General features: G+C 37.9%; 10 protein-coding genes and 2 riboswitches. All 10 genes read left to right on the forward strand.

What is annotated here, in order from left to right; genetic code table 11:
* Positions 1–174 precede the first annotated feature (174 nt).
* Positions 175–282, forward strand: a riboswitch (SAM riboswitch).
* Positions 283–376: 94 nt separating this feature from the next.
* Complete coding sequence (locus GHD00_RS02295; RefSeq protein ID WP_163536499.1) at positions 377–2,173, forward strand: PLP-dependent aspartate aminotransferase family protein; 1,797 nt, start codon at positions 377–379, stop codon at positions 2,171–2,173.
* A 188-nt stretch (positions 2,174–2,361) separates the two neighbouring features.
* Entirely contained in the window at positions 2,362–4,047 is a 1,686-nt protein-coding gene (gene acsA / locus GHD00_RS02300) for an acetate--CoA ligase (protein WP_163536500.1), read from the forward strand.
* 19 nt (positions 4,048–4,066) lie between these two features.
* Positions 4,067–4,172: riboswitch (SAM riboswitch) on the forward strand.
* Between the two features lie 78 nt (positions 4,173–4,250).
* Positions 4,251–5,153: an alpha-hydroxy acid oxidase gene (locus tag GHD00_RS02305; protein WP_163536501.1), complete on the forward strand. Its 903-nt coding sequence runs from the start codon at positions 4,251–4,253 to the stop codon at positions 5,151–5,153.
* 230 nt (positions 5,154–5,383) lie between these two features.
* Entirely contained in the window at positions 5,384–5,638 is a 255-nt protein-coding gene (locus GHD00_RS02310; RefSeq protein WP_163536502.1) for a glutaredoxin family protein, read from the forward strand.
* A 118-nt stretch (positions 5,639–5,756) separates the two neighbouring features.
* Entirely contained in the window at positions 5,757–6,785 is a 1,029-nt protein-coding gene (locus GHD00_RS02315) for a sugar-binding transcriptional regulator (RefSeq protein WP_276208247.1), read from the forward strand.
* Positions 6,786–6,822: 37 nt separating this feature from the next.
* Positions 6,823–7,830 carry a type I glyceraldehyde-3-phosphate dehydrogenase gene (gene gap / locus GHD00_RS02320; protein WP_163536504.1) on the forward strand — a complete coding sequence of 336 codons (1,008 nt, stop codon included), beginning with the start codon at positions 6,823–6,825 and terminating at the stop codon, positions 7,828–7,830.
* 117 nt (positions 7,831–7,947) lie between these two features.
* A complete protein-coding gene (locus tag GHD00_RS02325; protein WP_163536505.1) occupies positions 7,948–9,129 on the forward strand; it encodes a phosphoglycerate kinase in 1,182 nt (393 codons plus the stop codon).
* Positions 9,130–9,149: 20 nt separating this feature from the next.
* The gene (gene tpiA / locus GHD00_RS02330) at positions 9,150–9,908 is read left to right on the forward strand and encodes a triose-phosphate isomerase (protein WP_163536506.1); all 759 of its coding nucleotides are present in this window, start codon (positions 9,150–9,152) and stop codon (positions 9,906–9,908) included.
* Entirely contained in the window at positions 9,905–11,443 is a 1,539-nt protein-coding gene (gene gpmI, locus GHD00_RS02335; RefSeq protein ID WP_163536507.1) for a 2,3-bisphosphoglycerate-independent phosphoglycerate mutase, read from the forward strand. The genes tpiA and gpmI overlap by 4 nt, the downstream gene beginning before the upstream one ends.
* Positions 11,444–11,467: 24 nt before the next feature.
* Positions 11,468–12,754, forward strand: a complete 1,287-nt coding sequence (gene eno / locus GHD00_RS02340) for a phosphopyruvate hydratase (RefSeq protein ID WP_163536508.1) — start codon at positions 11,468–11,470, stop codon at positions 12,752–12,754.
* The last annotated feature ends 30 nt before the right edge of the window (positions 12,755–12,784 follow it).

Genomic DNA, 12,784 nt, shown 5'->3' on the forward strand with positions numbered 1-12,784 from the left:
TTAGAAAAGATAAGAGTTCAAAGAAAAAATCGTCTCTCTATCTGAATTAGAGAGATTTTTCATTATCATAAAGAAAAACTTGGCTTGTCGCCAAGACTGGCAAAAGCCTTAGTTTTCTTATACTATCAACAATATATTTATATACTTTCTGATAGTATAAAATAAAATAGCGTACTCTTATCCAGAGAGGCGGAGGGACTGGCCCGAAGATGCCCAGCAACCATTAAGTTTTGAACTTAAAAGGTGCTAATTCCTGCAGGAGATATTCCTGAAAGATAAGAGGGGGGACTACTAATTAATAGTAAAGCCTTCTTCTTATCGAAGAGGGCTTTTTTATTTACTTACATTTGATAATAAAATGGAGGAGGAAATACTAATGACAGATTATAAACATTCCACTTATGATGCTGAAACACTACATTTACACGGAGGGCAGGCACCAGATCCGACAACAGGCTCTCGAGCAGTTCCTATCTATCAGTCTACTTCATATGTATTTCATGACACAGAACATGCTGAGCGCTTGTTCGCATTAGATGAACCAGGAAATATTTATTCCCGTATTGGAAACCCAACAGTTGATGTATTTGAAAAAAGGTTAGCGTTACTTGAAGATGGGGTTGCAGCTGTTGCAACTGCATCAGGTATGTCAGCTATTACATTATCGATCTTAAATATTGCGAGTGCTGGTGATGAGATCGTAGCAGGTGTTAACCTTTATGGAGGTACTTATAACTTATTCGCTGTAACCTTACCGAGATATGGGATCAATGTTAAATTTGTTGACCCAACTGATCCAGAGAATTTCAAAGAGGCAATTACCGATAAGACAAAAGCAGTATATGGAGAAATTATTGGAAATCCTGGCTTACAGGTATTGGATGTAGAAAAAGTTTCTGATATTGCACATGATGCAGGAATTCCATTAATTGTAGATAACACGTTCGCTACACCATTTGGCTGTAAACCAATCACATTAGGTGCTGACATAGTTGTACATTCTGCAACTAAATGGATTGGCGGTCATGGTACTTCTATTGGCGGTATTATTGTAGACGGTGGCCGCTTTAACTGGAATTCAGAAAAATTCCCAGCATTTACAGAGCCAGATAATAGTTATAATGGTGTTCGTTATGCTGTTGACTTCGGAACATTAGCATTTATTACAAAAGTTCGAGTGCAGCTGTTAAGAGATTTCGGTGCAGCTTTAAGTCCGTTTAATGCCTTCCAATTAATACAAGGGTTAGAGACATTGCATTTACGTGTTGAACGTCATAATCAAAACGCATTAGAATTGGCAGAATATTTAAACAATCATGAAGCTGTAGAATGGGTAAGTTATCCAGGATTGGAAAGTCATCCATCTTATGACTTAGCAAAACGTATTCTAAACAATGGCTTTGGTTCTATTATCGTATTTGGTATCAAAGGTGGAAGAGATGCAGGTCGAGACTTAATCAATAATGTAGCATTATGGTCTCATGTTGCCAATGTAGGAGATGCCAAATCATTGATTATTCACCCAGCTTCTACCACCCACCAACAATTGTCTAAAGAACAATTAGAGGAAACTGGTGTTACGGAAGAGCTTGTTCGTTTGTCTGTAGGTATTGAATCACTGAGAGATATTCAAAATGACCTAGATCAAGCACTAGCTAAAGCAACTGGTATTGGGGAAGATGAACAAAAACAAATCATTGTCAACGATGAAGGTGTTATTAAATGGGCGTTAAATTCACCATATGAGCGAATTGTAGAAGATGGGGAAGAAAAGACAAGACAAAAAACATTAGCAATTGTCGGTTTAAGTGGGAAGGAAGCTCGTCCAAGTTACCGATTAGCGAGAAAGATGCAAAGACTTGGTTACAAAATTATTCCGGTAAATCCTAGAGAAACAGAAATCTTAGGAGAAAAAGCTTATCCAGATCTTAAGAGTGTTCCAGTAGACATTGATATTGTGCAAGTTTTCCGTAGTCCAGAAGCAGCAATTGAAATTGCGAAAGAAGCAATTGATGTCCATCCAAAAGTATTCTGGTTACAAGAAGGTGTGGTTTCACCGAAGGCAGAAGAAGTGGCAAGAGAAGCGGGGCTTCAAGTAGTTCATAACCGTTGTACTTATAAAGAAGCTCAGCGCCTGAGAGGAACCATTTCCACATATGCTTGCGAAATCTAAATAGACAACATGTAAGAAGCGGTTTAGTTATTGTTGTAATTGGAATCAATCTATTGCTTGCTGTCGGATTTTCATCTGACAGCCAAGCAGTAGAATAATTCGATTAGATGATGTATATAACTCGACAGCTAGTCTCGTCGTTATACTTATCTAATCATAATGGAAAGTGAAAAGTGAGGGAAAACTCTATGGCACATCAAGGAATTACAGCTATACATGAGGTATCAGGATCATATAATCTTCATGATTATGAATCTGTTCAATCAAACTTTCAATGGGAAGAAGCAAAAGAACTTTTATCTGCATCAAAAACTGGGAAAATAAATGCTGCTTATGAAACGATAGATCGTCATGTAGCAGAAGGATATGGTGATAAAATAGCTCTTCACTATGTAAATGGAGAGGAACGAAAATCTTACACATTCAAAGAAGTGAAAGAGAAAACCGATCACTATGCCAAGGTTTTAAAAGATAATGGTGTGCAAAAAGGGGACCGAGTTTTTGTATTTTTACCGAAAAACCCGGAATGCTATATTGCTATTTTATCTGTGATTAAAGTAGGAGCAATTGCTGGTCCGTTATTTGAAGCTTTCATGGAAGAAGCAGTACGTGATCGTATGAACGACTGTAACGGGACGGTACTGATTACCGATAAGGAATTAGTACAACGTGTACCACAGTCAGACATACCATCACTAGAAACGATTCTGTATGCTGAGGACATAGAAGCATTAGAACAAACTCCTGTAGATGGAGATGAGTTAGTTGAATGGGTTGATTGGGAAGATGGTTTAATTATTCATTATACTAGTGGTTCAACTGGTAAACCTAAAGGTGTTTTACATGCCCATCGTGCTGCACAACACCACATCATTAGTGGTAAATGGGTATTAGATATTAAAGAGGATGATGTTTATTGGTGTACCTCACATCCAGGCTGGGTTACGGGAAGTGTTTATGGATTATTTGCTCCATGGTTAAATAGAGCAACGATCGTTATCCAAGGTGGCAGGTTTAAAGCGGAAGACTGGTATCGATTAATTGATGAACTAGATGTATCCATCTGGTATAGTGCTCCAACAGCATTCCGTATGCTTTTATCTCAAGGAGATTTATATAAAAAGTATAACATGTCGTCTTTAAGGCATGTATTGAGTGTAGGTGAACCGTTAAACCCTGAAGTTATTCAATGGGCTTGGGATAAACTAAATGTTCGCATTCATGATACGTGGTGGATGACAGAAACTGGCGGTCACTTAATTGTGAATTTACCAGCTGAAAAAATAAAGCCAGGCTCCATGGGGAGAGCATTTCCTGGTATTACAGTTGGTATCCTTGATGAAGAAGGCAATGAACTTCCTAATGACGAAGTCGGTCAACTAGCAGTTCGAACTCCATGGCCAGGGTTAATGAAAGAAATTTGGGGAAACCAAGATAAATTCAAATCTTACTTTCAGTATGATGGATGGTATATATCCGGAGACCTTGCCTACAAAGACGAAGAAGGTTATGTGTTCTTCCAAGGCAGAAACGATGATATGATTAATTCTGCTGGTGAACGTATTGGCCCGTTTGAAGTGGAAAGTAAACTGATTGAACATCCAGCAGTGGAAGAAGCTGGAGTGATTGGAAAGCCGGATGAGCTAAGAGGCGAGTTAGTGAAGGCTTTTATTACATTAAGAAAAGGGTATAAAGCATCTGATCAATTGTTAGAAGAGATTCGTTTGTTTGTAAGAAAAAATCTATCAGCACATGCTGCTCCAAGAGAAATAGAAATTGTCGATGAATTACCAAAAACCAAAATAAGTGGAAAAATTTTAAGAAGACAGTTGAAAGCACAAGAAATTGAAAAATTACAACTAAAAAATAAATAATGCAGTATTTTGAATCATACTCTTATGAAGAGTGGTGGAGGGACTGGCCCAATGAAGCCAGGCAACCTTTAAATATCGTTTTAAAAGGTGCTAAATCCTGCAAACGAAAGTTTGGAAAATAAGAGGGAGATAATCAAGTATTCTCTCTTGTTTAACAACAAGAGAGTTTTTTTATTTCCCGTAATATATTAGGAGGGAATGGAATGACATTAATAAAAAATGAAAGTATTGTAAAGGAATATGGAGAAAAGGCAGAAGAAAAATTAGATGCAGCTTTATTAGATTATATAGATTCGGGTTCATCACCATCTGTACGTGTGGAGCAGTCCACAACGAAGCAAAATGTTTTATCTGAAATCATTCTTAGTCCATTAGGTGCTCAAAACTACTTTCATGAAGATGGCGAGCTTGCAACAGCACATGCTGCTAAACAGCTATCTACACCGTTCATAGTTAGTTCCAATTCATCATACAGCATAGAGGAGATTAAAGATGCTGTTCCAGGTGCTCCATTATGGTTTTTAGCACACGTTTTACAAGATCATGAATTAACGAAACATTTTGTTCAACGTGCAGAGTTGGCAGGTTATGAAGCGATTGTGATTCCGACTTCTAATCAGCCTGTTTTAGACTACACAGACTATCTTGAAAAAGGAGATGCCAATTTTGTCGTTGACCCGATCTTTTTTAATAAAACATTTCAACATTCTCGTACTGTGATGCAAAAATCGATTGAAACACAGTATAGCAAAAAGCAGATTTGCTGGGATGATATTGCATACATCCAACAATTTACGAATTTACCAATCTATCTTTACGGAGATGTAACAGATGAGGATGCAAGAATTGCACTAAGATATGGAGTTCACGGATTTATATTAACAGGCTTTTCTCCTTTTGATACGTCTAAGTTATCTTCATTAAGAACGGTTGTTGGGAAACAGTCTCCTATAATAGTTGAAACAGAAATTGAGACCCATCACGAACTGCAGCACTTGCTACATTTAGGAGCTTCTAGTGTAGCCATTAAAAAAGCATATGTATATAGCTTAATCGCAAATGGCTCAAAGGGTATTCAACATTTGCTACAACAATTAAATGGGTAAAACGATTGTGTAAACAAAGAATTGTAGGGTATAGTAAATCTATATCCTACTTTTTTTATTTGACGTATAGAAAAGTATTTTAAAGAAAACCCCTTCTTTATAGAGGGAGTATAAATTGTCAGCAAGGAAGCATTCTCAACATAGTAAAAATTTTAAGGTACGAAGTATAAGTGCAACTACGGCTCGGCAATCGCCAAGTTTTCTTTAAGTTATTAAACAGGAGTGTAAATATGAAAGTACAACTGCTAGGTAAAGAACCATGTGGTTTATGTGAAGATGCTTTATTGTTATTACAAGTATTAAAGCAGGAATATTTATTTGATTTAGAAGAGATCAACATATATAATGATGATGAATTGATAGAAAAATATCATTTAAAAATACCTGTAGTACTGATTAATGGACAAGAAGTCGATTATGGTCAAGTAAACATAGAAACAGTCGAGGCTTATCTAAAAAAAGAAAAATTTTCAGAAAATAGTTGAGTGATGTAAGACGTTTTGGTACAATTACTTATGGAAGTTATTTTTTTTGGTCATTGTGGGACGTTTTATGACTAGGAGGGACAAATTCAGCCCGGTTTTTAAGGAGGAGCGTTTCCGATTGAAGGATTTATTAGATATACAAGAAAAATTATTCCCAGATTTATTAGAAGTCATGCAAAGAAGATATAAAATTTTACATTACATAAAACTTATGCAGCCAATCGGACGTCGCAGTTTATCAGGCTATATCGACTTAAAAGAACGAATTGTACGCAGTGAAATTGAGTTTTTAAATCAACATGGTTTTATAGTTGTGACTTCGAAAGGAATGCAAGTGACTTCAGATGGGGATAATATCCTTGAAAAACTGATTCCTTTTATGGATGAAATATCAGAATTTCGTGTTTTAGAATCAGAAATTAAGGATAAATTACAATTGGAGCATGTCATAATCGTTCCTGGAAATAGTGATACACATCAATCTGTAAAGCAAGCTTTAGGAAAGGCGTGTGTCCACTTTTTAAATACCATATTAACTTCCGATCAAACAATTGCCGTTACTGGTGGCACATCGATTGCTGAGGTTGCTAATCAGATGAAACCGCTGAAGCATGCAAAGAACTGTACATTTGTACCATCTCGTGGAGGATTGGGTGAACAAGTGGAAAATCAAGCCAACACGATTTGTGCAGAGATGGCGAAAAAAGCAAATGGTACATATCGTATGCTCTACGTACCAGATCCATTAAGTGAAGAGTCTTACCATACCATTATTGAAGAACCAGCTATTAAAGACATCCTTGAATTAGTCCACGATGCGAATGTCGTGATTCATGGGATTGGAGAAGCTTTAACGATGGCGGAGAGACGTAAAACATCCTCTTATGTGTTGAACAAGTTAAATGAAAAAAATGCTGTTAGTGAAGCGTTTGGCTATTACTTAAATAATAGCGGTGAAGTGGTTCACAAAGTAAGGACGGTTGGTATGCAATTAGAGGATCTAAAGCGAGCTAGTTATGTTATAGCCGTTGCAGGTGGGAATTCTAAGGCAAATGCCATTCACTCTTATTTTAAACAAGGAAAAAGCAATGTGCTTATAACAGACGAAGCGGCAGCAAAAGAGCTTATAAAGGGACCTTCCCTTTAAATATAAAATCATAGATTTTCTTAAGGAGGAAATTAGCATGGCAGTAAAAGTAGGTATTAATGGTTTTGGCCGTATCGGTCGTAACGTTTTCCGTCAAGCATTAAAAAATGATGAGGTAGAAGTAGTAGCTGTTAACGATTTAACAGATGCGGATATGCTTGCACATTTACTTAAATATGACTCTGTACACGGTAAACTAGAAGAAGAGGTTTCTGTAAATGGAGACTCTCTTGTAGTTGGTGGAAAAGAAATTAATGTACTTTCTGAGCGCGATCCATCTAACTTACCATGGGGTAACCTTGGAGTAGAAGTTGTAATCGAATCTACTGGTATTTTCACACAACGTGATAAAGCAGCATTGCACTTAGAAGCTGGAGCGAAAAAGGTAGTTATTTCTGCACCTGCTAAAGAAGAAGATATTACAGTAGTAATGGGTGTAAACGAAGATAAATATGACCCAGCAAAACATGATGTTTTATCTAACGCATCTTGTACAACAAACTGTCTAGCACCATATGCAAAAGTTTTAAATGACAAGTTTGGTTTAAAGCATGGTATGATGACAACTATTCACTCATATACAAACGACCAACAAATTCTTGACTTACCACATAAAGACTATCGTCGTGCTCGTGCTGCAGCTGAGAATATTATTCCAACAAGCACTGGTGCTGCAAAAGCGGTATCTCTTGTATTACCTGAATTAGAAGGTAAATTAAACGGTATGGCAATGCGTGTGCCTACTCCAGACGGTTCACTAGTTGACTTAGTAGCAGAACTAGATAAAGAAGTAACGGCAGACGAAGTAAATGCAGCACTTAAAGAAGCAGCAGAAGGAGAATTAAAAGGTATCTTAGGATATTCTGATGAGCCACTAGTATCTGCTGACTATGTTGGAAACACTAATTCTTCTACTATCGATGGACTTTCTACTATGGTTATGGAAGGAAACATGGTGAAAGTAGTATCATGGTATGACAACGAAATGGGTTACTCAAGCCGTTGCGTTGACTTAGCAGTTTATCTTAAAAAACAAGGGCTATAATAAGAAAGAGTAAGAATAGGGAGGGGGATAAGTCCTCCTCCCCTTTTTCAGATAGAAGAATGAATGACTAAAAAAAGCATTCATAGCTTAAAAGTAATCCCAAGGAGGTTCATGGTCATGAACAAACAAACTATTAAAGACATTGAGGTAAGTGGAAAGAAGGTCTTCTGTCGTGTGGATTTTAACGTACCAACGAAAGATGGTCAGATTACAGATGAAACACGTATTAAGGCAGCACTTCCAACAATTAAATACCTTTCTGAACACGGAGCGAAAGTTATACTTGCTAGTCACTTAGGTCGTCCTGGTGGAGAAGTAGTAGAAGAACTTCGTATGGATGCTGTAGCAAAACGACTTAGTGACTTAATAGGGCAAGACGTTTTAAAAACGGATGAGGTATATGGTGATGAAGTTAATGAAGCCGTTAGTAAGTTAAAAGATGGCGATATTTTACTAATTGAAAATGTCCGCTTCGAAGCAGGCGAAACGAAGAATGACCCTGCTTTAGCAAAAGAGTTTGCAAACCTTGCTGATTACTATGTAAATGACGCATTTGGTGCAGCTCACCGTGCGCACGCTTCTACTGCAGGAGTAGCTGAGCATATTCCATCCGCGGCTGGTTTCTTACTGGAACAAGAGTTAAATGTATTAGGAAAAGCATTATCCGATCCAGATCGTCCATTTACAGCAATTATCGGTGGAGCGAAAGTAAAAGACAAAATTGGCGTTATCGATAATTTATTAGATAAAGTAGATAACCTTATTGTAGGTGGAGGTCTTGCTTATACATTCGTTAAAGCATTAGGCCATGAAATTGGTAAATCATTATTAGAAGAAGACAAAATTGATTTAGCTAAAGAATTTATGCAAAAAGCAAAAGATAAAGGCGTTAATTTTGTGTTGCCAGAAGACGTTATTGTGGCAGACGACTTCTCTAATGATGCCAACACAAAAGAAGTGAATATTGATCAAATTCCAGCAGATTTAGAAGCACTGGATATTGGTTCAAAAACACGCAAAAAATATGCTGATATTGTTGCAAGTTCTAAATTAGTGATTTGGAACGGACCTATGGGTGTATTTGAACTAGAAACATTTGCTAATGGTACTAAAGCTGTTGCAGATGCATTAAGCAGAACAGAAGGTTATACTGTTATTGGCGGTGGTGACTCAGCTGCAGCTGTTGAGAAGTTTGACTATGCAGAACAAATGGATCACATTTCAACAGGCGGCGGGGCTTCCTTAGAATTTATGGAAGGCAAAGAGCTGCCAGGTGTAAGTGTACTTACAGATAAATAATATTAGGAGAGGTGAAAAGCATGCGTAAAAAAGTTATTGCAGGAAACTGGAAGATGAATAAGCTACTTGGAGAAGCGGTTCAATTTGTTGAAGATACTAAAGATAAAGTTGCTGCAAAAGGACAAGTGGAATCTGTTGTTTGTGCCCCATTTCCATATTTACCTGCACTTGCAGAAAAAGCAGAAGGTACTCATTTGGAGATTGCAGCACAGAATATGCATTTTGAAAATAGCGGTGCTTTTACAGGTGAAGTTAGTCCAGCTATGTTAAAGGACTTCGGAGTTACTTACGTGGTGCTTGGGCACTCTGAGCGTCGTGAGTATTTTGCAGAAACAGATGAAACAGTAAATAAAAAAGCTCACGCTGCGTTTGCACATGGATTAACACCAATTATTTGTGTTGGTGAAACACTAGAGCAACGTGAAGGAAATCAGACAATGACTATCGTAGAAACCCAAGTCAAAGCTGCTCTTGAAGGATTAACAGAAGAGCAAGTGAAGCAGTCTATTATTGCTTATGAACCAGTTTGGGCTATCGGTACTGGTAAGACAGCAACATCTGAACAAGCGAACGAAGTGTGTACACACATTCGCAAAGTAGTATCTGAAAGTGTTTCTGCTGATGCTGGAGAAGCTTTACGCATTCAGTACGGTGGAAGTGTGAAACCAGCAAACGTTGATGAACTATTAGCACAATCTGATATTGATGGTGCTCTTGTAGGTGGTGCAAGCCTTGAAGCTGATTCATTCTTACAGCTTGTGGAGGCTGGTGCAAAATGAGTCAGAATAAATTAGCAGCACTTATAATTTTAGATGGCTATGCATTACGTGATGAAGAAAAAGGAAATGCCATCAAACAAGCCAACACTCCAAATTTTGATCGCTATTGGAAACAGTTTCCTACAAGTGATTTGATAGCTAGCGGAGAAGCAGTAGGCCTTCCTGAAGGGCAAATGGGTAACTCTGAAGTTGGTCACTTAAATATTGGTGCTGGCCGTATTGTTTATCAAAGTTTAACACGAGTTAATTTGTCAATTAAAGAAGGTGACTTCTTTGATAACCAAGTGTTGTTAAAAGCTGTGAATCATGCGAAGCAAAATGATAAAGCATTGCATATTTTCGGTCTTTTATCAGATGGTGGTGTACATAGTCATATTGAACATATGTACGCAGTGCTGAAGCTAGCTGCAGATAAAGGGCTCGAAAAAGTGTATGTACATGCCTTTTTAGATGGTCGTGATGTCGATCAAAAATCAGCAAAAATCTTTATCGAACAAGCTTTAGAAACGATGGATGAATATGGTGTTGGAGAGTTTGCTACGATTTCTGGCCGTTATTATTCCATGGATCGTGATAATCGCTGGGATCGTGTGAAAAAATCTTATGACGCCATGGTTTACGGGGAAGGTCCTAAATATACTGACCCATTTGAAGTAGTGGAAGATTCTTACAAAAATGAGATTTATGATGAATTTGTGATTCCATCTGTTATGACAGATGAGAATGGAAACCCTAAAGGCACGATCAATGATGAAGATTCCGTTATCTTCTATAATTTCCGACCAGATCGTGCGATTCAAATTTCTCGTACGTTTGCTAACAATGATTTCCGAGACTTTGATCGCGGGGATAAAGCACCGAAAGATATCCACTTCGTCTGCTTAACAAACTTTAGTGAGACGGTTGATGGGGATGTTGCTTATGAACCTGTAAACTTGGATAATACGGTTGGCGAGGTATTATCACAAAATAATTTAAACCAGCTGCGTATTGCAGAAACGGAAAAATATCCACACGTCACATTCTTTATGAGTGGTGGACGTGAACAGGAATTTCCTGGTGAAAAGCGTATTTTAATTGATTCACCAAATGTCGCTACTTATGATTTGAAACCTGAAATGAGTGTATACGAAGTAACAGATGCACTTTTAGAGGAATTAGACAGAGATGAGCAAAATGCGATTATATTAAACTTTGCTAACCCTGACATGGTTGGACATTCCGGTATGTTAGAGCCTACTGTAAAGGCAATTGAAGCAGTGGATGAGTGTTTAGGCAAGGTAATCGATAAAATTACTGAAAAAGGTGGACATGCCATCATTACCGCAGACCATGGTAACTCTGATGAAGTGGTAACACTTGATGGTGATCCAATGACAGCTCACACAACTAATCCAGTACCTGTTATTGTGACTAAAGACGGTGTTACTTTACGTAACGGTGGTATTTTAGCGGATTTAGCTCCAACTCTATTGGATTTATTAGATGTGGAGAAACCAGAAGAAATGACAGGCCATTCATTAATCGAAAAATAATTTATTTAAAGGAGAGGTTTTCTTATGCCATATATTACAGACGTTTATGCTCGTGAAGTATTAGACTCTCGAGGTAACCCAACAGTTGAAGTAGAAATTTTCACAGAAAGTGGAGCGTTCGGTTCAGCATTAGTACCAAGTGGTGCATCAACGGGTGAACACGAAGCAGTAGAATTACGTGATGGAGACAAAGATCGTTACTTAGGCAAAGGTGTTCAAAAAGCAGTAGAGAATGTAAATGAAGTCATTGCTCCAGAATTAATGGGAATTGACGTGACTCGTCAAGTAATCATTGATCAACTTTTACTTGAATTAGATGGAACAGAAAACAAAGGGAAATTAGGTGCAAACGCTATTCTTGGCGTTTCTATGGCGGCAGCTCATGCAGCAGCTGATTACTTAGGAGTTCCTTTATACACTTACTTAGGTGGATTCAATGCAACTACTCTTCCATCTCCAATGATGAACATCTTAAATGGTGGAGAGCATGCTGATAACAACGTAGATATTCAAGAGTTTATGATTATGCCTGTAGGTGCCCCTACTTTTAAAGAAGCATTGCGCATGGGTGCTGAAGTATTCCATAACTTGAAGAAAGTGTTAAGTGGAAAAGGCTACAACACTGGTGTTGGTGATGAAGGTGGTTTCGCACCAAACTTAAAATCAAATGAAGAGGCACTTTCTACTATCATTGAAGCAATCGAAGCAGCTGGTTACAAGCCAGGTGAAGAAGTGAAGCTTGCAATGGACGTAGCATCTTCTGAATTCTATGAAGATGGAAAGTACAACCTTAAAGGAGAAGGTGTTGTACGTAATTCAGAAGAAATGGTTGCGTGGTATGAAGAAATGACCGAAAAATATCCAATCGTTTCTATTGAAGATGGATTAGATGAAAACGACTGGGAAGGTCACAAGCTATTAACTGAGCGTATTGGTGACCGCGTACAGTTAGTAGGGGACGACTTGTTCGTAACGAATACCAAACGTCTTGCACAAGGTATTGAGCAAGGTGTGGGTAACTCTATCCTTGTTAAAGTGAACCAAATCGGTACACTTACAGAAACATTTGAAGCAATTGAAATGGCGAAAACAGCTGGTTACACTGCTGTTATCTCTCACCGTTCAGGTGAAACAGAAGATGCCACTATTGCAGACATTGCCGTTGCAACGAATGCAGGTCAAATCAAAACAGGTGCGCCATCCCGTACAGACCGTGTTGCGAAATATAATCAACTACTTCGCATCGAAGACGAACTTCAAGGAACAGCAAAATATGCTGGACAAACAGCATTTTATAACTTAAATAACTAAGTAAATGAAAAAGCCAGTTTCTACTAGAGA

Origin of the sequence: Gracilibacillus sp. YIM 98692 (assembly GCF_010993965.1) — a bacterium.
GTDB lineage: Bacteria > Bacillota > Bacilli > Bacillales > Amphibacillaceae > Gracilibacillus.

Bases quoted from the DNA above. Each gene is read 5' to 3' on its own strand.
- GHD00_RS02305 (WP_163536501.1), top strand. From the start codon at position 4,251: ATGACATTAATAAAAAATGAAAGTATTGTAAAGGAATATGGAGAAAAG.
- GHD00_RS02310 (WP_163536502.1), top strand. From the start codon at position 5,384: ATGAAAGTACAACTGCTAGGTAAAGAACCATGTGGTTTATGTGAAGAT.
- GHD00_RS02325 (WP_163536505.1), top strand. From the start codon at position 7,948: ATGAACAAACAAACTATTAAAGACATTGAGGTAAGTGGAAAGAAGGTC.
- gap (WP_163536504.1), top strand. From the start codon at position 6,823: ATGGCAGTAAAAGTAGGTATTAATGGTTTTGGCCGTATCGGTCGTAAC.
- tpiA (WP_163536506.1), top strand. From the start codon at position 9,150: ATGCGTAAAAAAGTTATTGCAGGAAACTGGAAGATGAATAAGCTACTT.
- GHD00_RS02295 (WP_163536499.1), top strand. From the start codon at position 377: ATGACAGATTATAAACATTCCACTTATGATGCTGAAACACTACATTTA.
- acsA (WP_163536500.1), top strand. From the start codon at position 2,362: ATGGCACATCAAGGAATTACAGCTATACATGAGGTATCAGGATCATAT.
- eno (WP_163536508.1), top strand. From the start codon at position 11,468: ATGCCATATATTACAGACGTTTATGCTCGTGAAGTATTAGACTCTCGA.
- gpmI (WP_163536507.1), top strand. From the start codon at position 9,905: ATGAGTCAGAATAAATTAGCAGCACTTATAATTTTAGATGGCTATGCA.